This window comes from Phenylobacterium sp., from assembly GCF_041916435.1.
Taxonomy (GTDB): domain Bacteria; phylum Pseudomonadota; class Alphaproteobacteria; order Caulobacterales; family Caulobacteraceae; genus Phenylobacterium.
The window spans coordinates 264,151-287,622 of sequence record NZ_JAYRZM010000001.1 but is presented as its reverse complement, the minus strand read 5'-3'; the positions used below and the strand labels follow the sequence as shown (position 1 = coordinate 287,622).

At 70.4% G+C, this 23,472-nt stretch carries 21 protein-coding genes and 1 tRNA gene; 9 read left to right on the top strand and 13 right to left on the bottom strand.

Annotated features, from left to right (window positions below; genetic code table 11):
* Positions 1–151: 151 nt before the first annotated feature.
* On the top strand, positions 152–1,114 hold the full coding sequence (locus tag ACE3TA_RS01445) for an SDR family NAD(P)-dependent oxidoreductase (protein ID WP_374569915.1): 963 nt from the start codon (positions 152–154) through the stop codon (positions 1,112–1,114).
* Here ACE3TA_RS01445 and ACE3TA_RS01440 read toward each other — a convergent pair.
* Positions 1,111–1,794 (bottom strand): aspartate/glutamate racemase family protein, encoded by a 684-nt coding sequence (locus ACE3TA_RS01440; RefSeq protein ID WP_374569914.1) that lies wholly within the window; start codon positions 1,792–1,794, stop codon positions 1,111–1,113. The genes ACE3TA_RS01445 and ACE3TA_RS01440 overlap by 4 nt on opposite strands.
* A gap of 126 nt (positions 1,795–1,920) precedes the next feature.
* On the opposite strand from ACE3TA_RS01440, the gene ACE3TA_RS01435 reads away from it, so the two are divergent.
* Positions 1,921–2,766 (top strand): SDR family oxidoreductase, encoded by an 846-nt coding sequence (locus ACE3TA_RS01435; protein WP_374569913.1) that lies wholly within the window; start codon positions 1,921–1,923, stop codon positions 2,764–2,766.
* Between the two features lie 62 nt (positions 2,767–2,828).
* On the opposite strand, the gene ACE3TA_RS01430 is transcribed toward ACE3TA_RS01435, so the two are convergent.
* Both ACE3TA_RS01430 and ACE3TA_RS01425 read right to left on the bottom strand, forming a co-directional pair.
* A complete protein-coding gene (locus ACE3TA_RS01430; RefSeq protein WP_374569912.1) occupies positions 2,829–3,308 on the bottom strand; it encodes a glutathione peroxidase in 480 nt (159 codons plus the stop codon).
* 193 nt (positions 3,309–3,501) lie between these two features.
* Positions 3,502–4,419 carry a Gfo/Idh/MocA family protein gene (locus ACE3TA_RS01425; RefSeq protein ID WP_374569911.1) on the bottom strand — a complete coding sequence of 306 codons (918 nt, stop codon included), beginning with the start codon at positions 4,417–4,419 and terminating at the stop codon, positions 3,502–3,504.
* A 114-nt stretch (positions 4,420–4,533) separates the two neighbouring features.
* On the opposite strand from ACE3TA_RS01425, the gene ACE3TA_RS01420 reads away from it, so the two are divergent.
* Positions 4,534–5,535 (top strand): NADP-dependent oxidoreductase, encoded by a 1,002-nt coding sequence (locus tag ACE3TA_RS01420; RefSeq protein ID WP_374569910.1) that lies wholly within the window; start codon positions 4,534–4,536, stop codon positions 5,533–5,535.
* A 75-nt stretch (positions 5,536–5,610) separates the two neighbouring features.
* The gene (locus tag ACE3TA_RS01415) at positions 5,611–6,507 is read left to right on the top strand and encodes a cobalamin biosynthesis protein CbiG (RefSeq protein ID WP_374569909.1); all 897 of its coding nucleotides are present in this window, start codon (positions 5,611–5,613) and stop codon (positions 6,505–6,507) included.
* Here ACE3TA_RS01415 and ACE3TA_RS01410 read toward each other — a convergent pair.
* Complete coding sequence (locus ACE3TA_RS01410) at positions 6,504–7,877, bottom strand: MATE family efflux transporter (protein WP_374569908.1); 1,374 nt, start codon at positions 7,875–7,877, stop codon at positions 6,504–6,506. The genes ACE3TA_RS01415 and ACE3TA_RS01410 overlap by 4 nt on opposite strands.
* A 175-nt stretch (positions 7,878–8,052) precedes the next feature.
* Here ACE3TA_RS01410 and ACE3TA_RS01405 point away from each other — a divergent pair, with 175 nt between their 5' ends.
* Positions 8,053–8,535 (top strand): DUF4188 domain-containing protein, encoded by a 483-nt coding sequence (locus tag ACE3TA_RS01405; RefSeq protein WP_374569907.1) that lies wholly within the window; start codon positions 8,053–8,055, stop codon positions 8,533–8,535.
* Here ACE3TA_RS01405 and ACE3TA_RS01400 read toward each other — a convergent pair.
* The 5 genes from ACE3TA_RS01400 to glmU form a co-directional block, all read right to left on the bottom strand.
* Positions 8,532–9,911, bottom strand: coding sequence for a class II 3-deoxy-7-phosphoheptulonate synthase (locus tag ACE3TA_RS01400; RefSeq protein WP_374569906.1), 1,380 nt, complete (start codon positions 9,909–9,911; stop codon positions 8,532–8,534). The two genes, ACE3TA_RS01405 and ACE3TA_RS01400, sit on opposite strands and share 4 nt — an antisense overlap.
* Positions 9,912–9,961: 50 nt before the next feature.
* Positions 9,962–11,212: an O-antigen ligase family protein gene (locus ACE3TA_RS01395; protein WP_374569905.1), complete on the bottom strand. Its 1,251-nt coding sequence runs from the start codon at positions 11,210–11,212 to the stop codon at positions 9,962–9,964.
* The gene (gor, locus tag ACE3TA_RS01390; RefSeq protein WP_374569904.1) at positions 11,209–12,591 is read right to left on the bottom strand and encodes a glutathione-disulfide reductase; all 1,383 of its coding nucleotides are present in this window, start codon (positions 12,589–12,591) and stop codon (positions 11,209–11,211) included. Before gor ends, ACE3TA_RS01395 begins: the two co-directional genes overlap by 4 nt.
* A 13-nt stretch (positions 12,592–12,604) precedes the next feature.
* A complete protein-coding gene (gene rpiA, locus ACE3TA_RS01385; protein ID WP_374569903.1) occupies positions 12,605–13,288 on the bottom strand; it encodes a ribose-5-phosphate isomerase RpiA in 684 nt (227 codons plus the stop codon).
* 82 nt (positions 13,289–13,370) lie between these two features.
* Positions 13,371–14,729 carry a bifunctional UDP-N-acetylglucosamine diphosphorylase/glucosamine-1-phosphate N-acetyltransferase GlmU gene (gene glmU / locus ACE3TA_RS01380; RefSeq protein WP_374569902.1) on the bottom strand — a complete coding sequence of 453 codons (1,359 nt, stop codon included), beginning with the start codon at positions 14,727–14,729 and terminating at the stop codon, positions 13,371–13,373.
* Positions 14,730–14,840: 111 nt separating this feature from the next.
* On the opposite strand from glmU, the gene gph reads away from it, so the two are divergent.
* The 3 genes from gph (at position 14,841) to ACE3TA_RS01365 (ending at position 16,595) form a co-directional block, all read left to right on the top strand.
* On the top strand, positions 14,841–15,530 hold the full coding sequence (gene gph, locus ACE3TA_RS01375; protein WP_374569901.1) for a phosphoglycolate phosphatase: 690 nt from the start codon (positions 14,841–14,843) through the stop codon (positions 15,528–15,530).
* Between the two features lie 47 nt (positions 15,531–15,577).
* A tRNA-Val gene (locus ACE3TA_RS01370) sits at positions 15,578–15,652 on the top strand.
* A gap of 178 nt (positions 15,653–15,830) precedes the next feature.
* Entirely contained in the window at positions 15,831–16,595 is a 765-nt protein-coding gene (locus ACE3TA_RS01365) for an SDR family oxidoreductase (protein ID WP_374569900.1), read from the top strand.
* A gap of 2 nt (positions 16,596–16,597) precedes the next feature.
* Here ACE3TA_RS01365 and ACE3TA_RS01360 read toward each other — a convergent pair whose 3' ends face one another.
* Entirely contained in the window at positions 16,598–17,467 is an 870-nt protein-coding gene (locus ACE3TA_RS01360) for a sulfurtransferase (RefSeq protein ID WP_374569899.1), read from the bottom strand.
* 379 nt (positions 17,468–17,846) lie between these two features.
* Here ACE3TA_RS01360 and ACE3TA_RS01355 point away from each other — a divergent pair, with 379 nt between their 5' ends.
* The gene (locus tag ACE3TA_RS01355; protein ID WP_374569898.1) at positions 17,847–20,579 is read left to right on the top strand and encodes a TonB-dependent receptor; all 2,733 of its coding nucleotides are present in this window, start codon (positions 17,847–17,849) and stop codon (positions 20,577–20,579) included.
* 125 nt (positions 20,580–20,704) lie between these two features.
* On the opposite strand, the gene ACE3TA_RS01350 is transcribed toward ACE3TA_RS01355, so the two are convergent.
* From ACE3TA_RS01350 to phnF, 3 genes are read right to left on the bottom strand one after another with little or no spacing between them, the layout of a single operon-like run.
* Entirely contained in the window at positions 20,705–21,472 is a 768-nt protein-coding gene (locus ACE3TA_RS01350) for an endonuclease/exonuclease/phosphatase family protein (protein ID WP_374569897.1), read from the bottom strand.
* 7 nt (positions 21,473–21,479) lie between these two features.
* The gene (locus ACE3TA_RS01345) at positions 21,480–22,613 is read right to left on the bottom strand and encodes an alpha-D-ribose 1-methylphosphonate 5-triphosphate diphosphatase (protein ID WP_374569896.1); all 1,134 of its coding nucleotides are present in this window, start codon (positions 22,611–22,613) and stop codon (positions 21,480–21,482) included.
* Positions 22,614–22,615: 2 nt separating this feature from the next.
* Positions 22,616–23,353, bottom strand: a complete 738-nt coding sequence (gene phnF / locus ACE3TA_RS01340; RefSeq protein WP_374569894.1) for a phosphonate metabolism transcriptional regulator PhnF — start codon at positions 23,351–23,353, stop codon at positions 22,616–22,618.
* Positions 23,354–23,472 lie beyond the last annotated feature (119 nt).

Here is a 23,472-nt window from a genome sequence, read left to right as displayed (position 1 = left end):
TTGATAAACGGAGGATGCCTCCGCATATATCAATCGGAGACGGCCTCCGCTTATATGCGCGCGGCGGACCTGGCGACGCAAGGCGTTCCGCGCGCGTTCCCTTGGGGGCCGATCACCGCACCCTGCAACACCCCGAACGACGGACAAGACCATGACTGGACCTTTCGGCGAAACCTCCACCACCGACGACGTGCTTGAAGGCGTCGACCTCAGCGGCAAGCGCGTGCTGGTCACCGGCGTCTCGGCCGGCCTGGGCGTGGAGACCGCCCGCGCCCTGGCCGCGCACGGCGCCCATGTGGTGGGCGCGGCGCGCAACCTGGAAAAGGCCCGCAAGGCCACTGAGCCCGTGCGCGCGGCCGCGGCGAACGGCGGCGGGATCGAACTGGTGGAGCTGGACCTGGCCTCGCTGGCCAGCGTGCGCGCCTGCGCCGACGCGCTGATCGCCGCCGGCGAGCCCTTCGACGTCGTCATCGCCAACGCCGGCGTGATGGCCTGCCCGAAGAGCTTCACCGCCGACGGCTTCGAGACGCAGTTCGGCACCAATCACCTGGGCCACTTCGTGCTGGTCAACCGCATCGCCTCGCTGATCAAGCCGGGCGGGCGGCTGGTGAACCTGGCCTCGGCGGGCCACCGGTTCTCCGACGTGGACCTGGACGATCCGAACTTCGAGCACACGCCCTACACCGAGTTCGGCGCCTATGGCCGCTCGAAGACCGCCAACGTCCTGTTCGCGGTGGAGTTCGACCGCCGGCACAAGGCCCGCGGCGTGCGCGCCACGGCCGTGCACCCGGGCGGCATCCAGACCGAGCTCGCCCGCTACATGACCGAGGACCTGGTGAACTCGCTCGTCAGCTCGATCAACGCCGCCAACGAGAAGAGCGGCGCGGCGCCGTTCCAGTGGAAGACCATCCCGCAGGGCGCGGCGACCAGCGTGTGGGCCGCCGTGGTCGCGCCGGCCGAGGAGGTCGGCGGCCTCTATTGCGAGGACTGCCACGTGGCCGAGATCCAGGACAACGACGAGTTGCGCAGCGGCGTGCGGCGCTACGCGCTGGACCCGGACAACGCCGAGGCGCTGTGGGCCAAGAGCGAGGAGATGGTCGGCGAGACGTTCTAGCCGAGCGCGAACGCCATCCCCGCCTGGGCGTGGGCCAAGGTGGTGTCGACCACCGGCAGGGCGAGGTCGTCCGGCGAAATCAGCAGGCCGATCTCCGTGCAGCCGAAGATGACGCCGTCCACGCCCTCGGCCCGGGCGATCATGTCCAGCACCACGGCCTTGGAGGCGGGGCTGATCACGCCCTGGCAGAGCTCGTCGTAGATGATCGCGTGGAGCGCCGCGCGATCATCCGCGCCGGGGACCACCGCCTCGATCCCGGCCTGGGCCAGCCGGTCGCGGTAGAAGTCCTTCTCCATGGTGAAGCGGGTGGCGAGCAGCAGCGGGCGGCGCGAGCCGGCGGCCCTGAGCGCCGCGGCGGTGGCGTCGCAGATGTGCAGCACCGGGACCTCGACCGCCGCCTCAACCGCCTCGGCGACGATGTGCATTGTGTTGGCGCAGATCAGGATCGCCTCGGCGCCGGCGGCTTCCAGCCGGCGCGCCTCGGCGGCCATCATTTGGCCGGCCTCGTCCCACTCTCCCCTGGCCTGCATCTCGGCCAGGGGCGCGAAATCGATGGAGATCATCGCCAGGCGCGCCGAATGCAGCCCGCCCAGGCGCTCGCGGGCCAGGCGGTTCAGGTGGGAATAGTAGAGCGCCGTGCTTTCGGCGCTCATGCCGCCGATCAGGCCGAGGGTGCGCATGGGATCTTCCTTCCTTAGCCGCCCTCCCTAGCGGCGCCGCCGACGCGCGCCAAGCTTGCGCTCGCGCGAGCGCGTCGCAATCTAAGCAGTGTTCAGCCAAATCAGGCCCAGGGGCAGGAGAGCATCATGGCCAGCATCGTCGTCACCGGCGCGTCCACCGGCATCGGCCGCGCCTGCGTGGAGGAGGCCGCCAGGGCCGGCTTCCACGTCTTCGCCAGCGTGCGCAAGCAGGCCGACGCAGACGGGCTTTCCCAGGCGTTCGGCGACAAGGTCACGCCGCTGATCTTCGACGTCACCGATCCGGCGGCCGTGCGCGCGGGCGCCGACAAGGTGCGCGAGGCGCTGAAGGGCGAGCCGCTGGCGGGCCTGGTCAACAACGCCGGGGTGGCGGTGGCCGGCCCCCTGCTGCACCTGCCGCTGGAGGAGTTCCGCCAGCAGATCGAGATCAATCTGATCGGCGTGGTCGCGGTGACCCAGGCGTTCGCGCCGCTGCTGACGGCGAAGGCCGGCCAGGGCGCGGCGGGCCGGATCGTCAACATCTCCTCGGTGGGCGGCAAGAACGCCAACCCCTTCATGGCGCCCTACTGCGCCTCGAAGTTCGCCGTGGAGGGCCTGTCGGAGAGCCTGCGGCGCGAGCTGATGGGCCTGGGGATCGACGTGATCGTCGTCGCCCCCGGCGCGGTGGCCACGCCGATCTGGTCCAAGGCCGAGGAAGTGGACGTAACGCCCTACAAGGACACGCCTTTCGCGCCGGCGCTGGATCGGCTGCGGGCCTATATGCTGGCCAACGGGCCCAAGGGCCTGAAGCCCCAGGCGATCGGCCAGGCGGTGATGAAGGCGCTGACCGCGCCCAAGCCCAGGACGCGCTACCCCGTCACGCCCGACCCGGTGCAGAACCTGATGACCACGATCCTGCCCAAGCGGATGGTGGACCGGGTGATCGGCAAGCAGCTCGGCCTGATCGACGGCTAGGACGCGGCCGCCCCGCGCATCGCCATGGCGCCGAGCGGACGGCTCCGGATCTGGCGCGTGGGCTAGAGCGCGGCCTCGACGGCGCCGACGACGGCGGGGTCCTGGGGCGTGGTGCGCGGGTCGAAGGCGCGGATGAGCTGGCCGTCGCGGCCCACCAGTATCTTGTGGAAGTTCCACACCGGCACCGCCGGCTCGCCCAGGCCCGCCTCGGCCCACTTGTAGAAGTCGTGGGCCCCCTCGCCCTTGACCTCGACCTTGCCGGTCATCGGGAAGTCGACGGAGAAGCGCGTCTCGCAGAAGTCCTTGATCTCGGCCTCGGTCCCCGGCTCCTGGCCCATGAACTGGTTGCAGGGCACGCCCAGCACGACCAGGCCCTTGTCCTTGTAGTCGGAGTAGAGCTGCTCGAGGCCCTCGTACTGCGGGGTCAGGCCGCACTTGGAGGCGGTGTTCACCACCAGCACCACCTTGTCCTTGAAGCTCGACATCGGCAGGGCCGCGCCGTCGATCGAGGTGAAGGAATAGTCGTAGGCGGAACCGGACATGTCGTGACCTCCCTTGAGCGCGGGAAGGTTAGGACGCTTTGGCTCGCAGCGAAACGGGCGCCCCCGCAGAAGATGCTCCCCTTCTGGGGGAGCTGTCCCGAAGGGACTGAGGGGGACAGTGGATCCGCACAGTCAAAGTCCCCCTCCGTCTCGGCGCGATGCGCCGATCCACCTCCCCCAAGAGGGGAGGACCTTAGCCAGACAGGCCCTGTTCGACGGCGAGGGCCAGGTCCAGGGCGCGGGCGGCGTCGCCGGCGTCGACGATCGGCCGGGGAAGCTCGCCGCGCACCGCGTCGAGGAAGGCCGAGACGCTGGTGGCCAGGGTGTCCTGCGCCTGGGGCGTGTCGGCGAAGCCGGGGTTCAGCGGATAGCCGGTGGTGTTGCGGAACTCGCGGGTGAGGAAGTCGATCTCCAGCTCGCCGGAGGGGTAGCTGATCCTCATCTTGCGGCTGCGCACCTCGGCCCGCCGCGAGACGCTAAATTCGGCGACGAAGCCGGTGTCGAAGGTGACCTCGGCGTTGGCGATGTCCCAGCTGCCGCTGCCGGCGTCCGCGCCCTCGCCCTCGGCGGTGACCGCCTCGGCGTGCGAGAGGGCCAGGGCCAGGTCCAGGTCGTGGATCATCAGGTCGAGCACCACCGACACGTCCAGGCTGCGGTCCGACGGCGTGCCGTGGCGCACCGCCTCGAGCCTGAGCGGGCGTTCGGGAATGTCGAACAGGCCCATGGCGTCGAACAGCACCCGCTCCTGGTGGCCGCAGGCGACGACCAGGCCGCGCCGGGCGGCCTCGGCCTGGACCGCCTCGGCGTCGGCGACGCTGATCGCGATCGGCTTTTCGATGTAGACCGGCTTGCCGGCCTTGAGCGCGGCCAGGGCCTGTTCGGCGTGGAACTGGGCCGGCGAAGCCACGGTGACCACGTCCACCGCCTCGAGGAATTCGTCGAGCTCGGTGAAGGCGCGCCCGCCCAGGGGCACGGCCAGGGTGGCGGCGCGGGTCGGATGGGGATCGAGCACCGCCGACAGCCGGACGCCCGGCAGATTGGCGTACTTGCGCGCATGGTGCCCGCCGAACACGCCCGCGCCGATCACCCCGCCCCGCAAAGTCTCGCTCATGAATCGCTCCGTTCCTGGATGCGCGCCTTACATCCCCGGGCGGCTCGACGCCACCGCCAAGCCGGCGTTAAACAAGCGTTCGAGCCGAATTGCGGCCAAAGGAGGAAACGCACCATGACCACCTCGCGCGAGATCCGGCTGAAGAGCCGCCCGGTCGGCGTGCCGACCGCCGACAACTTCGAGATGGCCACGGTGGAGCTGGCCGCGCCCGGGCCGGGAGAGGTCCAGGTCAGGAATCTCTGGATGACGGTCGACCCCTACATGCGCGGGCGCATGAACGACGTGAAGAGCTATGTGCCGCCGTTCGCCCTGGGCGAGGCGATGCAGGGCGGCGCCATCGGCGAGGTGACGGCCTCCAACGATCCGTCGCTGAAGCCGGGCGACCTGGTGCAGAGCATGTTCGGCTGGCGCGAGGGCTTCAACGCCCCGGCCTCGACGCTGCAGAAGCTCGACACGCACGGCCTGCCGCCCGAGGCGTTCCTGGGCGCGGCGGGGATGCCCGGCCTGACCGCCTATGTGGGCCTGCTGCGCATCGCCGCCCTGAAGGACGGCGACGTGGTGTTCGTGTCGGCGGGCTCCGGCGCGGTGGGCTCGGTGGTCTGCCAGATCGCCAAGCTGAAGGGCCACAAGGTGATCGCCTCGGCCGGCGGACCGGAGAAGACCAAGTTCCTGCGCGACGAGCTCGGGGTGGACGTGGCCATCGACTACAAGGCCGAGCCGATCGGCCAGGCCCTGGCCAAGGCCGCGCCGGAAGGCATCGACGTCTATTTCGAGAACGTCGGCGGCGAACACCTGGAGGCGGCGCTGAACTGCGCCAATCCGTTCGCCCGCTTCGCCTTGTGCGGCATGATCTCGATGTACAACGCCACCACGCCGCCGGAAGGCCCGCGCAACATCGTGCTGGCCGTGGGCAAGAGCCTGCGCCTGGAGGGCTTCATCGTCTCCAACCACGTGGACATGGCGCCGGCCTTCCAAAAGGACCTGGCCGCCTGGCACGCGGCGGGCGAGTTCAAGTGGAAGGAGACGGTGTTCGAGGGGATCGAGAAGGCGCCCGACGCCTTCATCGGCCTCTTCTCCGGCGCCAACTTCGGCAAGATGCTGGTCAAACTCGCCTGAGGCCGCGCGCGCGACATTGGCGGGCCGGGGATGAGCGGCTAAGAGTCCTCGATCCCCTCAGGTTCGGAGCTCGCCGTGTCGCGCCTTTTCAGCGCCTACGTGATTGTCGACTGGAGCGCGGCGGCCAAGCCGGCCACCGGCGCCGACTCCGTCTGGATCGGGGTGATGAAGCGCGACGTGCGCTTCCGCCTGACCTTCGAGGCCTACAACCCGCCCACGCGCGGCGAGGCCGAGAAGAAGCTCGCCGCCATCCTGGACGACCTGAAAAAGCGTTCGGAGCGGGCGCTGGTGGGCTTCGACTTCCCGCTGGGCTTCCCGCGCGGCTTCTCCCAGGCGCTGAACCTGCCGGGCGAGGCGCCCTGGCGCGCGGTGTGGGACCAGCTCGACAAGATGGTCAAGGACAAGGCCGACAACACCAACAACCGCTTCGGCGTCGGCTCGGAGCTGAACCGGCGGCTGACCGGCGGGCCCTTCCCCTTCTGGGGCTGTCCGCCGAAGGACGCGCTGACGACGCTGCAGCCCAAGCGGCCGCGGCCGCATGAGGCCGGCGACCTGCCGGAGTTCCGCCACGCCGACCTGGCGGCCAAGGGCGCGGCCTCGATCTGGAAGCTCTACTACAACGGCTCGGTGGGCGGTCAGGCGATCCTGGGCGTCCCGGCGGTGCGCCGGCTGAAGCTGGCGCGTGGCGAGGCGGTGAAGGTCTGGCCGTTCGAGACCGGCTTCAAGGCGCTCGGCGACGCCGACCTGGAGGGCGTGGACGTGGTGGTCGCCGAGGTCTACCCGTCGCTCTACAAGGCCCAGCCCGCCGCCGGCGAGGTGAAGGACCTGGCCCAGGTGCGCGCCACGGCCGAGCAGCTCGCCAAGCTGGACGAGGCCGGCAAGCTGGACGAGGCCTTCGCCGCGCCCAAGGGCCTGGACGCGGCGGCGCTGGCCGAGGCCGAACGCGAGGAAGGCTGGATCCTGGGGGCCTAGCCTTCCCGCAGGCCCAGGGTCCAGAACCGGGTGAGCAGCAGGCCCGCCGAGACCAGGCTGGCGGCGACCACGGCCCAGACCAGGCCCGCGATCCCCATGCCGCGCGGGATCGCCAGCCACCACGCCAGCGGCATCATCACCACCACGTAGCTGGCCAGGTGCGTGACGCTGGGCGCCCACACGTCGCCCCGGGCCCTGAGCGCCTGGGCGGTGACCACCTGCAGGGCGTCGGTCAGGAAGAACAGGCAGGCCACCACCAGCGCGCCGGACGCCGCGGCGATCACCGCCGGGTCGGTGGTGTAGGCCTGCGCGATCAGGCCGGCCGACGGCCAGATCGCCAGCGAGGCGACGACGCCGAAGGCGGTGGTGAGGCTGAAGCCCAGCGCCCCAGCGCGCAGCACGCCGGCGTGCTCCCGCGCCCCATAGGCCCGGCCGACCAGCACGGCGGTGGCGGTCGACAGGCCGAGCGGCACCATGAACACCAGGGCGGTGACGTTGAGCACCACGGTCCAGGCGGCCACGGCCAGGCCGCCGATCCAGCCGGCGATCACGTTCATCGAGGAGAAGGCGGCCACCTCGAAGAAGTTGGAGACGCCCGCGCCGTAACCCACCTGGCGCTGGGTGCGCTCGTTCACGCGGTCGCGCTCGGGCTTGCGGAAGACGCCGAGGGCGCCCGCTTCCTTCATGGTGGCGATGTAGGTCACCAGGCCCACGAGCAGGAACGCCCGCGCGCCGAAGGTGGACCAGGCCGCGCCCACCGCCCCGTGGGCCGGCAGGCCGAAGGTTCCGGGCACCAGCAGGATCAGCAGCACCAGGTTGACGAGGTTCGCCCCCCACATGATCAACATGGCCGGGGTCGGCTTGGACAGCGCCTCCAGCCAGAAGGTGGCCGCGCAGGCGACCACGTAGGTGGGCAGCGACAGGCTGAAGACCACGACCACCGGCGCGGCGCCGTCGGCCAGCCTGGGCTCCAGGCCCAGCAGGTGCAGGCCGGGCGGCCCCAGGATCGCCAGCACGGCCATGGAGACCAGGCCGATCCAGGCTCCGTAGACCATGCCCCGGCGCAGCACCGCGCCGGTCTGGTCGCGCCGCCCCTCGCCGATCGCCCGGGCGGTCATCACCTGGACGCCGGAAAGCAGGCCGATGGCCATGGTCAGCACCACCGCGGTGGGCGCCCAGGCCAGGGCGTGGAAGCTGAGCTGCTCGGCCGAGAAGCGGCCCACGACGATGGCGTCGGACAGGCCCATGGTCATGATGCCCAGACGCGCGAGCACCACCGGCCCGGAAAGCTTCAGAAGCTCTTCCAGTTCAATGCGGACGATGCTGGGGCGGCCTCCGCTGGGGGAAGACGCCTGGGCCGAGGCGGCCATGGGGATCACCGATGTCAAAGAGGCCGGGGAAGGTGGCGCCGCGGCGGCGCTTCGGCAAGACGGCGGCTCCAAACATTTTTGCACGCCCGTCAAACGCCGGCGCCGGGGTTCCCACGCTTGATAGTTTTACACCGTATAGTACCGTGGCGTCCCAGGCTTTCCCAAGGAGGTCGCCATGGGTGAAGGCGTCATCGCCAAGCGGGTCTGCGCCGAGCTGGAGGGCGACTTCGTCGTCTTCCTGATCGGCATGCGGGTGAACAAGCCCTGGAAGATCTGGCGCTGGTGGCCGGTGGCCACGGCCATGCCGCGCATGCTGATCGAGCTGGCCAAGCAACCGGAGCTGGGGCTGCTGCACGCCCGTTCCCACTTCGGTTTCCCGAACGTGATGGTGGTGCAGTACTGGAAGAGCTTCGACCACCTGGAAGCTTATGCGCGGTCGAAGGACAACACCCACCTGCCCGCCTGGCGCGCCTTCAACCAAGCGATCGGCTCGAACGGCGACGTGGGCATCTGGCACGAGACCTACGTGGTCTCCGACGGCCGCTACGAGAACGTCTACAACAACATGCCCGCCTACGGCCTGGGCGTGGCCGGCACGCTGGTCGACGCGATCGGCGCGCGCCAGGAGGCGCGCAAGCGGCTGGCGAAGGCGGCCTAGCCCGCCGCGCGGCGGGCGGCCTCGATCCGCTCGTCCTTGAGCTTCTCGGCCACCAGGAAGGCGAGCTCCAGCGCCTGCTCGCCGTTGAGCCGCGGGTCGCAGTGGGTGTGGTAGCGGTCGGCCAGGTCGCCCTCGGTGAGCGCGCGCGCGCCGCCCAGGCATTCGGTGACGTTCTTGCCGGTCATCTCCAGGTGGACGCCGCCGGGATGCACGCCCTCGGCCTTGGCCACCTCGATGAAGCTCTTCACCTCCGACAGGATGCGGTCGAAGGGCCGGGTCTTGTAGCCGTTGGCGGCGGTCAGCGTGTTGCCGTGCATCGGGTCTGTGGCCCAGACCACGCTGCGGCCCCCGGCCTTGGTGGCGCGCATCAGGCGCGGCAGGCGGTCGGCGATCTTGTCGTGGCCGAAGCGGCCGTAGAGCGTCAGCCGGCCCGGCTCGTTCTTGGGGTTGAGGGCGTCGACCAGGCGCAGCAGGTCGTCCGGCTCCATGGTCGGGCCGCACTTCAGGCCGATCGGGTTCTTCACGCCGCGGCAGTATTCGACGTGGGCGCCGTCGAGCTGGCGGGTGCGCTCGCCGATCCAGACCAGGTGGGCGGAGGTGTCGTACCACTCGCCGGAAGTGGAATCGACGCGGGTCATGGCCTCCTCGAAGCCCAGGAGCAGGGCCTCGTGGCTGGTGAAGAACTCCACCCGGTGCAGGTCCGGCTGGGTCTCGGGGGTGACGCCGATGGCGGCCATGAAGGTCAGCGCCTCGCTGATCTTCTCGGACAGTTCGCGGTAGCGGGCGCCCTGCGGGCTGTCGTTGACGAAGCCCAGGGTCCAGCGGTGGATGTTGTAGAGGTCGGCGTAGCCGCCGCCAGCGAAGGCGCGCAGCAGGTTCAGCGTGGCCGAGGACTGGGCGTAGGCCTGTAGCAGCCGGTTCGGATCGGGCGTGCGCGCCTGCGGCGTGAACTCCATGCCGTTGATGATGTCGCCGCGATAGGACGGCAGGGTCACGCCGTTGATGGTCTCGGTCGCCGAGGAGCGCGGCTTGGCGAACTGGCCGGCCATGCGGCCCACCTTCACCACCGGCTTGCCGCCGGCGAAGGTCAGCACCACCGCCATCTGCAGGATCAGGCGGAAGGTGTCGCGGATGTTGTCGGCGTGGAACTCTTTGAAGCTCTCGGCGCAGTCGCCGCCCTGCAGCAGGAAGGCCTTGCCCGCGGCCACGTCGCCCAGCAGCGACTTCAGCCGGCGGGCCTCCCCGGCGAACACCAGGGGCGGCATGGCCCGCAGCGTGTCCTCGACCATGGCCAGGGCCGACGGGTCCGGATAGTCCGTCGGGATGTGCTGGGCGGGTTTGGCGCGCCAGGAGGCCGGGGTCCAGTGTTCGCTCATCTTCGACAACTCCACGCCCGCGTGCCTGCGGCGGGCGAAAACGCGGCCTTCTAAACCGATATGGGGTCGGCCGTCGACGGCTGCTTGACCATGGCCTCGGCGGGCGCACGGGCCGGCTGCAGCTCGGCGGCGAAGGCGAAGGCCGCGCCCAGGCCGCCCAGCGCCACCCACCACTCCTGCCAGACGCCGAAGCTGACCGCGGCGAAGACTAGGTAGACCACGCCCGTGGCCGCGCCGGCCGCCACGCCCAGGTCGGGCTTCTTGCGGCACATGCGCAGGAAGATCGCCATCCAGAAGACCGCCGCGCAGACCGCGCCGACCACGCCGAGCTCCAGCCAGATCTGCAGCGCCCCGTCATGGGGGTGCAGGACGATGCCGGGGCCGAAGGAGCGGCTGGAATCGATGCCCCAGCCGCGCAGGGGATGATCGCCGATCCAGCGCACGGCGTGGCTCCAGTAGTCCATGCGCTCGGACCAGGAGAGCGGCGCCATGGCGTGGATCTTGTCGTAGAGCCCGACCGCCTTGGCCGCCAGGATCACCGAGGGCGCGCCGAGGAAGAACAGCCCCGCCCCCGCCGCCAGGACGCGCGGCCCTGCCGTGGGCCAGGTCATCACCGCCCAGCCGGCGGCCAGGGCCAGCACCACCGCCAGGACCGGGGCGTCGGCGTCGAACGCGACGCTGGCGGCGACCAGGCCGGCCACCATCACCAGGCCCAGGTATTTCGACCAGGATCGCCCGCTTCTCCACGCCGTCAGGGCGGCGGGCGCGCAGAAGATCGCCAGCACATAGGCGCCCTGGGCGACGTTGCGGCGCGCCAGGTCCGGGCGGATCGGGTCGTGCAGGGCGTCGCGCAGGGTCTGGTAGACGAAGGCGCCGGTGAGCCCCTCGATCAGCAGGATCGCGCCCAGGCCGGCCATGCCCCAGGCCAGGACCGTCAGCGCCCGCCCGCGCGAGGCCGCGCTGGCCTGGGCCGCCGCGCGCACCACGCCCCAGTAGAGCACGCTCTCGGCGACCAGCTTGAGGGCGATCCAGCTCTGCAGGTTCTTCGGCCGGTAGGGCGTCCAGAAGATCGAGACCGCGGCCCAGGAGAACAGCACGAGCGCCGGGACCATGGCCGGCAGGTGGCGCGGCTCGGCGCGCACCGCGCCCAGGCACAACAGGCCCGCCAAGGCCGCCAGGGGCGCGAACCCCAGGGGGGAGAGCCAGCCCAGCAACGGCGCCATCAGGGCGACGAACGTCAGGACCGCGCCGTACCAGCCTCCCCGACTGTCGTCGATCCGCGGATCGAAAGGCGCGGTCATGCGGCCGCGCCCAGCTCCTGCGGCGTGAACTTCTCGCGAAGGGTGACCAGCTCCTCGGCCAGGGTGGGATGCACCGCGCAGGTGGAATCCCACTGCGGCTTGGTCACGCCCATCTTGATGGCGACGGCGGCCATCTGGATGATCTCGGGGGTGTCCGGCCCGACCAGGTGGCAGCCGACGATCTTCTGGGTGGCGGCCTCGACCACCAGCTTGATCAGGCAGCGCTCGGCGCCGCCGAAGAAGGTGTATTTCATCGGCCGGAAGCGGGAGAGGTAGATGTCCACCTTGCCCAGCGCGCGCCGGGCCTCGGCCTCGGTCATGCCCACCGCGCCCACCGGCGGCTGGGAGAAGACGGCCGAGGCGACCATCTCGTGGTCGAACCGGGTCGGCTGGCCGTAGAATTCGGTCTGGGCGAAGGCCGCGCCTTCGCGGATCGCCACCGGCGTCAGGTTGATGCGGTCGGTGACGTCGCCCACGGCCCAGATGCTGGGCACGTTGGTGCGCGAATAGTCGTCCACCACGACCGCGCCGTTTTCGGCCAGCGCCACCCCGGCGTCCTCCAGGCCCAGGCCCTTGGTGTAGGGCTGGCGGCCGAGGGCGAACATGACGAGGTCGCTTTCGATGCTGGAGCCGTCGGCCATGTGGCTGACGTAGCCCTTGCCGGTCTTTTCCACGCTGGCGTGCTGGCAGCCGAGGATCACCTTGATCCCGCGCCGCTCCATCTCCTCGGCCACGTGGGCGCGCACGTGGTCGTCGAAGCCGCGCAGGACGTTGGGCCCGCGGTGCACCAGGGTGGTCTTCACGCCCAGGCCGTTGAAGATGCCGGCGAACTCCAGGGCGATGAAGCCGCCGCCGGCGATGACGATGCTCTTGGGCAGGGCCTCCAGATGGAAGGCCTCCTCGGAGGTGATGGCCAGCTCCGCGCCGGGGATGTCGGGCTTCCAGGGCCGCCCGCCGGTGGCCACCAGGATGCGCTCGGCGGTGACCTTGCGGCCGTGGTTGACCAGCTCGACGGTGTGCGGATCGACCACCCGGGCCCGGTCGTGCGCCAGCTCGGCGCCGGCGTTCTGCAGGTTGGTGACGTAGATGCCGGAGAGCCGGGCGATCTCCTTGTCCTTGGCGGCCAGGAAGGTCGGCCAGTCGAAGCTGGCCTGGCTGGGCGACCAGCCGTAGCCCTCGGCGGTCTTGGCGTGGTGGGCGAACTCGGAGGCGTAGACCATGAACTTCTTGGGCACGCAGCCGCGGATCACGCAGGTGCCGCCGACGCGGTGCTCCTCGGCCACGGCCACGCGGGCGCCGCTCATGGCCGCCAGGCGGGCCGCGCGCACGCCGCCGGAGCCGGCGCCGATGACGAAGAGGTCGTAGTCGTAGTTCGCCACGCGGAAGTCTCCTTCAGGGTTCCAGCGTCACCACGCCCTCGGCCGTGCCCACCAGGGCCTTGTCGGCGAGGTCGAGGAACAGTCCATGGTCCACCACGCCGGTGACGCTCTTCAGCGCCGCGGCGAGGGCCGAGGGCTCTTCAATGCGGCCGCACGGCGCATCATAGATGAGGTTGCCGTTGTCGGTTCGCACGGGGGCGCCGTCCTTCATGCGCAGACGGGGGGCGACGCCGATGTCGCATTCGGCCAGGGCGTCGCAGATTCGAAGGGCCGTGGTCTCGTGGCCGAAGGCGACCACCTCGATCGGCAGGGGGAACTTGCCGAGCACCGGCACGCGCTTGGCCGCGTCGGCGATCACCACGCAGCGGCGCGAGGCCTCCCACACCAGCTTTTCGCGCAGCAGCGCCGCGCCGCCGCCCTTGATCAGCGACAGGCCCGGGCCGATCTCGTCGGCGCCGTCGACGGTGAGGTCGAGCGCGCCCACCTTGCCGAGCTCGCCCAGGCGGATCCCCAGGCTCTCGGCGAGGTCGGCGGTGGCCTGGGAGGTGGGCACGCCGACGATGTCGAGCTTGCGCTCGGCCAGCGCCTTGACGAACCAGGCCGCCGTCGAGCCGGTGCCCAAGCCCACGACCATGCCCGAGGCCACGAGGCCCGCGGCCGCCTCGCCCGCGGCCTTCTTCTGCGCGTCAGCATCCATGAAATCGTCCGTCCCCCGCTTGTCCGCGGCGTGAGCCCCGGACGCGCGATCGAGATAGGCCATAGGCCGGCCGTGTGCGAACCTATTTCTTCGCCTTCTTGGCCGCTTTCATGGCGCGGAAGCGCGCCGCCCAGCCCGGCTTCTCAAGTTGCATCGAACGCTCCAGGGCGAGCGCGTCCACGTCCACGTCCTTGGTGATCACCGAGCCGGAGCCGGTGTAGGCGCCGGCCCCCACCTTGACCGGCGCGACCAGCGCGGTGTTGGAGCCGATGAAGGCGTTCTCGCCGATGTGGGTCTCGTATTTGTCGAAGCCATCGTAGTTGCAGAAGATCGTGCCGGCGCCGATGTTGGCCTTGGCGCCCACCGAGCCGTCGCCGAGGTAGGTCAGGTGGTTGGCCTTGGCGCCCGCGCCGACCTTGACCTTCTTGACCTCCACGAAGTTGCCGATGTGCGCCTCCTCGCCGATGTCGGCGCCGGGGCGCAGCCGCGCATAGGGCCCGACGAGCGCGCCGGAGCGCACCAGCGCGCCCTCCAGGTGGCTGAAGGCGCGGATCACCGCGCCCGCCTCGACGGAGACGCCGGGGGCGAAGACGACGAACTGCTCGACCATCACGTCGGCGGCGATCCGCGTATCCCAGGAAAAGTGCACCGTGTCCGGGGCGGCCATGCGCACGCCGGCGGCCAGGAACCGGGCGCGGGCGCGCTTCTGGAACTCGGCCTCGGCGGCGGCGAGCTGGGCGGGCGTGTCGGCGCCCATCACCGCCTCCTCCGGGGCGATGACGGCGCGCACCGCCGCGCCGTCGCCGACGGCCAGGCCGACGATGGAGGTCAGGAAATACTCGCCCTTGGCGTTGTCGTTGGTCACGCGCGCGAGCCAGCCGAACAGGTCCTCGCGCCCAGCGACCAGCATGCCGGAATAGCAGGCGCGCACCGCCCGCTCCTCGTCGGTGCAGGCCACCGGCTCGACGATGCGCAGCACCTGGCCGGCCTCGTCGCGGATCAGGCGGCCGTAGAGGAGCTGGTCGGCGGGCTCGAAGCCCAGCAGCGCCAGCTTCGCCCCCTCCCCGCGCATGGCGAACAGGGGCTCCAGGTCGGCCGCCTCCAGCAGCGGGCAATCGGCGTTGGTGACCAGCACCTCGCCGTCGAAACCGGCGAGCGCCTCCCTGGCCGCCAGCACGGCGTGGCCGGTGCCGAGCGGCGGGTCCTGCACGGCGATCGCCCCCTCGCCCAGCCGGGCGACGACGGCCTCGCGCACGGGGCCGGGCCCCGCGCCCACCACCACGACCACCGTCTCGCAGCCGGCGGCCTGCACCGTGTCGATGATGCGGTCGATCATCGAGCGGCCGCCCACCTTGTGCAGCACCTTGGGCGTGGCCGACTTCATCCGGGTGCCGTGGCCGGCGGCGAGGATCACGGCGGCGCGGGGCGTCTTGGCGGTCATGGGCGGCCTTTCGGGCAGGACTTCGAGCAGCGGTTCGAGTCGGGACAGGCGTTGCAATCATCCGGCGTTTAGCCGAAACGGCGAACGCTTTCGACGGAGCTTTCCAAGACCGTGACCGACCTTTCCGCCCTGAATGGGGCCGCCATCGCCTTCGACCTCGACGGGACCCTGGTGGACACCGCGCCGGACCTGATCGGCACGCTGAACGTGCTGCTTCAGGGCGAGGGCCTGCCGCCCCTGCCGCTCCTGGAGGCGCGCCCGTTCATCGGCCACGGGGCGCGGCGGCTGATCGAGCGCGGCTTCGACGCGGCGGGCGCGCACCTGGCGCCGGAACGGCTGGACGCGCTGTTCGACCGTTTCCTGGCCCACTACAACGCCAACATCGCCGTGGAGAGCCGGCCCTTCCCCGGCGTGGTCGAGACGCTGGACGCCCTGCGCGAGGCGGGCGCGAAACTGGCGGTGTGCACCAACAAGCGCACGGACCTCTCCAAGGCGCTGCTGGACGCGCTGGACATGACCCGCCGCTTCGAGGCGATCATCGGCGCCGACGCGGCCCCCGCCCCCAAGCCCGACCCGCGCCACCTGACCACCGCCATCGCCGCGGCCGGCGGCGCCCTGCCCCGCGCGGTGATGGTGGGCGACGCCGCCACCGACGCCGGCGCGGCCCGGGCCGCGGGCGCGGGGCTGGTGCTGGTGAGCTTCGGCTACACCGAAATCCCGGTGCAGGAGCTCGGGGCCGACGTGCTGATCAACCACTTCGACGAACTGCCCGGAGCCTGCGTGCGCCTGCTCGGCGCTTGACGCTTGCGGCGCGGGCGCCTCCGGGTTATAGGCGCACCCCTTCCGGCGGATGCGTAGCTCAGCGGGAGAGCACCTCGTTCACACCGAGGGGGTCACAGGTTCAATCCCTGTCGCATCCACCATTTCCCTTCCTGACAATTCAGCGGCTCTCGATCGGCGTATCCGGCGCCGTGGCGTGTGAGCCGTCGTCGGCCGGCCCGCCATGTTGCAAAGCCGCCGCGCCGTGGTAGGGCCTGGGCCGCCCCGCCCTCGCGCCAGTCGAGGGACAAGACACAGACGTTCTGAAGGAGACAAACGCCCATGCAACTGAAGGACCGGACGATCGTCATCACGGGGGCCGCGAGCGGCATCGGCCGGGCGATGGCCCAGCGGTTCGCCAGGGAAGGCGCCAAGCTGGTGGTCTGCGCCGACGTGAACGGCGACGGGGCCAAGGCGACGGCCGACGAGATCGGCGGCGTCTCCTTCCAGGTGGACGTGTCCAAGGAAGCCGACATCCAGAAGCTGATCGAGACCGTCGAGGCCGAGCACGGGCCGATCGACCTCTTCTGCTCCAACGCCGGCATCGGCATCGGCGGCGGCGCCGAGGCCCCGAACGAGGGCTGGCAGCGCATCTGGGACATCAATGTGATGGCCCACGTCTGGGCCGCGCGGCACCTGATCCCGCGCATGGTCGCGCGCGGCGGCGGCTATCTGCTCAACACCTCCTCGGCGGCGGGCCTGCTCTCGCAGATCGGCTCGGCGCCCTATGCGGTGACCAAGCACGCGGCGGTGGGTCTGGCCGAATGGCTGGCGCTGACCCACGGCGACGACGGGATCAAGGTCTCGGTGCTCTGCCCGCAGGCGGTGCGCACGGCGATGACCGCGGGCAACCCGGACGGGGTGGCCAGCATCGACGGGATGATGGAGGCCGACGAAGTGGCCGAGGCGGTGGTGCGCGGGCTGGAGGCCGAGGACTTCCTGATCCTCTCGCACCCCGAGGTGGTGCAGTACATGCGCAACAAGACCGACGACTACAACCGCTGGATCGGCGGCATGCGCAAGCTGAACCGGCGCTACAAGGGCTGAGGCTAGGCGCCGGTCTCCATCGGCAGGTCCGGATCGCGGCTCCATTCGGCCATGGAGCCGTCGTAGACCGCCACGGATGGGTGGCCGAGGCGCGTCAGGGCCAGGGCGTCCATGGTCGCGGAGATGCCGCCGCCGCAGTAGCAGATGGCGCGCGGACGCTCGAAAGCGCCCGCCGCTTCGAACAGCGGGCGCAGCTCCGCCTCGTCCCGCCAGGTGCCGTCGTCCTTCAGGAGCGCGGCGTAGGGCACGTTGCGGCTGCCCTTGATGTGGCCCTTGCGGCCGTAGTTCGTGGCCGCCTCGCCCGAATGGACGCCCGGCGACAGGGCGTTGATGGTGCAGACGCCGCCGTCCTCGATGGCCGCCAGCACCTCGCCCTTGTCGGCCCAGGCGCCGGGCCGGGCCTGGAGCGTCAGGGCGGCGGGCGCGTAGCGCCGCTCCCCGGACTCCACGGGCCGCCCCTCGGCGATCCACTTGGCGAGGCCGCCGTCGAGCACGGCGACGTCGTCGAACCCCGAGGCGCGCAGCATCCACCAGACCCGCGTGGCCCACATCGGCGTGGTCGACGAATAGACGACGACCCGCGTTCCGGGCGCGACGCCGCAGGCGCCGAAACCCTTCGACAGGACCTCGATCGGCGGCAGGGTGAAGGCCAGCGGCGAGGCGTGGTCCGACAGATCGGCGGCGAGATCCATGAAGGCCGCGCCGGGCGCATGGGCCTGGAGATAGTCGGCCTGCCCGCTCTCGACGCTGTAGGGCCCCTTCGTCGACGGGCGCAGATGGACCGTGGCGTCGAAGAGCCGAAGGTCGGGATCCTCCAGCCGGCCGGCCAGCCACGCCGTCGACACCAGTCCGCGTCCATCCCAGCCGGTCATGCCGCTCTCCCCGCTCGCCGGGGCCATCGCCGCCCCGTTCGCCGCCCATGGATGAGGATCGGCGCGCGGAAGGCAAGCCCGCGCGCGCCGAACGGCGCGTCGCAGCCGACGGCAGGCGCCTTCAAGGACAACCACACGATGAAGACGTCTATTCTTGCATCGTATGAGCGCCGCGCCGGTGTTCAGAGCTGCAACTCAGTCGCAGATCGCGCCGGATACGGTAGAGATGTCCGTACACGTCTTATCGCCCAAGACCGGAATCTGTCGGATCGACAAATTTCGTACGGAACACGCCGCATTCACCGAAGCAAAGCGAGGCTGACACTTCGCAACGTTATTTCGCCGCCCCAGTCCAAACGCATCCGAGAAGGGGACTGGGATGACGCCTTCGCATCACGACTTCCAACGCCGGCCCGCGGGCCATAGCGGCAAACTGAAGCTTCTGGCCTTCGCCGCGGCCCTGCCGATCTGCTGGGCCCTGGCGGGCGCGGCCTCGGCCGCCGACGCCGACGCGGCCGACGCCGATGCGGCCACCTCGGTGAGCGAGCTGGTCGTCACCGCCTCGCCCATCAAGGAAAGCATCGAGAAGTCGCTGGAGGTGCAGAAGGCGGCCGACAACCTGGTCAACGTGATCGCCGCCGACACCATCGGCCGCTTCCCCGACGCCACCGCCGCCGGCGCCCTGGCGCGCCTGCCGGGCGTGGGCGTGCAACGCGACCAGGGCCAGGAGCGCTACATCCAGATCCGCGGCGCGCCGACGCGCTGGACCACGGTGGCCCTGGACGGGATCAACGTGCTGGGGGCCGAAGACCGTATCTTCCGCTTCGACTCCGTGCCCGCCTCGCAGATCAGCCAGGTGATCCTGAACAAGACGCTGCTGGCCGACATGCCGGCCGAGGCCCTGGCCGGGCGGGTGAACATCACCACCTTCTCGCCGCTGAGCAATCCGGGCTTCCACGGCAGCTTCGACTTCGGCAAGGGCTTCGTGGACCTGGGCGACGGGCCGGTGAAGCAGTACTCGGGCCGCCTGTCCTGGTCGAACGGGACCTGGGGCGTCAGCCTGATCGGCTCGCACTACGAGTTCCGCCAGCAGACCAACAACTCCGAACCGCGCTTCGACGACGTGGGCATCACCCAGCTCCGCATCGCCAAGTACATCATCACGCGCCAGACCCAGTCCTATTCGGGCAAGGTGGAGTTCGCGCCGGACGACAACAACAAGTTCACGCTGAGCCACCTGAACACCGAATTCAACGACTTCGAAGAGCGCAACCAGTACCGCTTCCAGTACGACAAGGCCTGGTCCGGCACGCGCAACTTCGAGACCGCCGACCTGGTCGGCGTGCCGATGGACGCGACCTTCGAGGACGGGGTCTACTCCAACGGGGTGTCGTTCACCGACCTGCACGGCGAGCACGACTGGAACGGCTGGCACGCCGACTGGCACCTGGCCTACACGACCACCGAATTCAACACCAACACGCCGGAGACCGGCGAGGGCACCTCGACGGCGCTCAGCGCCCCGACCTTCGCCAACGCCTCGGTGCTGCCCTCGATCCACCTGGTGGTGAACGCCAAGTCCGGCGGCATCCCCTATGCGACGCTCTACGACACCATCGACGTGGGCGGCGTGCTGACCCGCGGCGCCCAGACCAACGCCCTGGACCAGTCGACCACGGCCTTCCCCTATCAATGGGCGACCGAGTTCTCGAGCAGCTTCGAGACCGAAGCCAAGACCGTGAAGGCCGATATCTCGCGCGAATGGACCAGCTTCGGCGCCGACTCCAAGTTCAGCGCCGGCTTCCAGTACGACGACCGCAGCCAGGACAACTATTCGATCGCGCTGGTGAAGCCTGACGGCACGGTGGTGTCGGGCAACTACAAGGGCTTCAACCTGGCGACCGTGGCCGCCGAACTCGGCCTGCCCTGGACGCCCGAGGCCTTCGTGACGCGCAACGCCTGGGTCAAGCCCTGGCCGCTCGGCTTCACGGTGGACTACATCCACAACCCGGCGATGTCCTACCAGATGCGCCAGATCATGAAGGCGGCCAAGGCGGCGAACGCGGCGGGCACCGGCAACTACGCCGTCTATGCGCCCGACCCGCGCTCGATCAACAACGTCTCCGAAAAGGTCGGCGCGGCCTATGTGGAGAACCGCTGGGCCTGGGGCCGCCAGACCCTGACCGCCGGCCTGCGCGTGGAGCACACCAAGATCGAGACGACCGGCTTCGCCACCGCCGGCTCGAACCTGACCCCGCTCACCCTGTCGAGCGAGGAGACCAAGGTCTTCCCGAGCCTGCACTACAACTTCGACTACTCCGACACCCTGAAGCTGCGCGCGGCGTTCATCTCCGGCCAGGCGCGGCCCAGCCTGGCGGACATGCGCGCCACGGTGTCGGTGAACGACACCAGCCAGACCATCTCGGGCGGCAATCCGAACATCACGCCGGAAACGGCCTACGGCGTGGACCTGTCGGCGGAATGGTACTTCGCCCCGTCGGCCCTCTTGGCGGTGAGCGCCTACCACCGCCAGGTGCAGGACGTGCTATTCGACTCCAGCCGGATCGTCGGCGACACCAGCTACAACTACGACGGCACGGACCGCAGCGGCTACACCTTCTCCACCGTGATGAACGGCGGCGACGGCCACCTGACCGGCGTCGAGTTCGTCTACTACCAGCCCTGGACCTTCCTGCCCGGCTGGCTGGACGGCTTCGGCTTCCAGGGCAGCGTCGCCTTCACCAAGGGCAAGTTCGAGACCCCGGACGGCGAGAAGCTGGAGTTCCCCGGCACGTCGGACCGGATCGTCGGCGCCACGCTGTTCTATGAAAAGTACGGCCTGTCGACCCGCCTGACCTTCCAGCACCGCACCAAGTGGCTGGACGAGGTGTTCCCGAGCGGCAGCTCGGCCAACTCCAACCTCTACTGGGCGCCGCAACAGCGTCTGGACCTGTCGGCCCGCTACCAGATCAACGAGACCTTCTCGGTGTTCATGGACGCCAACAACCTGACCAACGAGACCGGCATCCGCTACCAGGGCTATCCGAACCGGCCCTACGAAGTCGAACAGTTCGGCCGCAAGTACCTGTTCGGTATTCGCGCCACGTTCTGATCCCCTGCCGGCCGGACCGTCGCACCCCTCTAGCGGCCGCCGGCCGGATACTTCGGCGCTCCCGTCACTCAGCCCGACGGGAGCGCCGATTTCATTTTGGGATCTTGCCGGAACGCCGGCCGGGCCTAGAGGCCGTAGGCCGGCTCCAGGTCTACGACCACGGCGGCGTGGTCGCTGGGGAACCAGCCCTGCGCGTCGGGACGGTCCAGGGCCAGGAAACGGCGGCGCACGCGCCAGGCGCCGGTGGGGTCGATCAGCACCGCATGGTCGATGGTGGCGGCCGCGGCGAGCGACGCGCCGACACGGCCGCCTTGCAGGGTGGCGCGCCGCGGATAGGCCGCTTCCGGCCGGTCCGGCGGCACGGCCTGCTCCACGAGGACCGCCAGCTCCGGCGCCTCCAGCGGCGCGTTGAAGTCGCCCGCCGCCAGGACCGGGCCGCCCCGCGCCCAATCCAGGGCCTGGACGAGCTGGCGGGCCCTGAGCTCGGCGGCGGCCTCGCCGCGCAGATGGGTCAGGTGCAGGTTGAGCACGCGCAGCGGCCCGGCCTCGCCGGCCACGTCCAGGCGCTGGGCGATGCGTTCGCCGTCGGCCGGGTCGGAGACCAGCTCCAGCCCCGCCTCCTCGCCGGCGCGGCGGGCGAGGATGGCCAGGCCCGACGTGCTGGTCACCGCCACGCCGCCGTGCTCGCGCCGCTTGCGGCGGGCCGGACGCGCGTGCAGCGCCAGGCGCATGGCGCCCGCCAGCTCGGCGGCGGTGTCGGCGCCGCGGGCGGCGAAGCACTCCTGCAGGCAGACGACGTCGGGCGACAACGCGGCCAGGCCGCGCGCCATCAGGGCGAGGCGGCGGGCGTAGTCGCCCTCGTTCTTCCAGGTGTTGAGGGTGACGATCCGCACGGGCGCGTCAGCCGACCCGGCCGCCGCCGGCCCACACGCCCCTGAGCACCGGAAGCCCGCCCACGCGGCGAACGCGCAGGAGGTCGGCGCGCAGGCCCGGCTCCACCGCGCCGCGATCGCCAAGCCCGGCCGCCTGCGCCGCCGCCGAGGTGACCGTCGCCACGGCCCGGGCCAGCGGCCAGCCGAACGGCGGCTCGGTGAGCCGGAAGGCGCACTCGATCAGGCTGCGCGGCACGTAGTCGGAGGCGAAGGCGTCCAGAAGGTCGGCGTCGGCCAGGGCCGAGGCCGGCACGTTGCCCGAATAGGAGCCGCCGCGGATCAGGTTCGGCCCGCCCATGACGATGACCATGCCGCGCTCGCGCGCCCGGGAGGCGGCCTCCTCCGTCACCGGGAATTCGGCGACGGTGGCGCCGAGATCGGCGGCCTCGTCGATGTGGGCGGCGTCCTCGTCGTCGTGGCTGACCAGGGGCGCGCCCTTGGCCCTGGCGAGCTCGGCGACCATGCGCCGGTTGGCCGCGGCGTTGCGGGCCTGGCGCTCGCGGGCCTCGGCCAGCCGCTGCTCGGCCGCCTCCAGGCTCATGCCGCCCGCGCGCCAGTGGGCCATGTGCGCCTCGACGTTGCGGTACTGCCGCTGGCCGGGCGTGTGGTCCATCACCGAGAACATCGCCGCCATCGGGTGGTCGGCCAGGGGCTCCAGGCGCGCGCCGAGATCGTCGGCCGTGGTTTCGCAGCGCCAGTGGATGCGGTGGTCGGCCTTCAGCATGGCCCCCTCGCGCGCCTCGGCGAGGCCGCCGGTCAGCCGGACCAGATTGTCCACGCCGCGCGACGGCGCGCCGTTGAACGAGCCCACGCTGAGGGAATCGAACACGGTGGTGACGCCGACCGACACGCAGGCGGAGTCATGGGTGACCGCCGCGGACACCGGGTTCCAGTCGATGTTGGGACGCGGGAAGAAATGCCGCTCCAGATTGTCGGTGTGGATGTCGACGACGCCCGGCATCAGCACGTCGCCCTCCATGTCCTCGCCCACCGCGCCGGGGCCGCGATCGACCGCGGCGATCCGGCCGTCGCGGACGACGACGGAGCCCAGGAAATCCTCGTCGCGCGTGACAACGCGCGCGTTTCGAAACGCCAGTTCCACACTCACTCTCCCACCAGACCGTCATCACGCGCCGTGTCGGCGAACTCGATCACCACTTCCTGCGAACCTCGCCCTTCGCCGTACTCGAGCGGCCGGCCCAGGCCGTCGACGTTGAGGTAGCGGCGGATCAAGAGCGGCACGTGGCGCGGCACGCGCAGTTGCTCGGACTCCTGCGCCGTGGGCAGGCGGGCCGAGATCAGGGTGCGCCGGCGCGTGTAGTCGGGCACGCCGCTGTCGATCAGGGTGTGGGTGATCGAGCCGCGGGCGCGGTACATCTCGACGAAGGTCGGGAACCGCTCGAAGCTGAGATAGTGCAGGCTCAGGCCGACGGGCTCGCCGTCGATGAAGCGGATCCGCTCCAGGAAGATCACGGGCTTGCCCGGCTTCAGCCCGAGCTCGCCGGCGACCTTGGCGTCGGCCGGCCGCACGTCGAGCTTCAGCGTCTTGGTGCTGGGCTCCCGCCCCTGCCCCATCACCGCGTCGGTGAAGCGCGGGCGGCGGATGAGTCGCGCCGGACGCGACGGGCGGCGCACGAAACTGCCGCGCCCCTGGGTGGATTCCACGATCCCCTTGTCCTGCAGATAGGACAAGGCGCGCCGCACGGTGTGGCGGTTGACCATGAACTCCCGTGAAAGCTCGTATTCCGTCGGCAGTTTATCGCCCGGACACAGCTCCTTCGTCGCAATTCGACGTTCAAGGGACTGCGAAATCTCACGCCATAGCGGCAAATTCAGCGCCATTTTCAACTCCTTCCGAAGTCTCCAGGAGGTCGTCTAGACAAGTTTTACTATCGTTATATAACCTTCATACTTGCTTTATTGATGCCTGGAGCGACTTAAACTACCAATTATCTCCGACG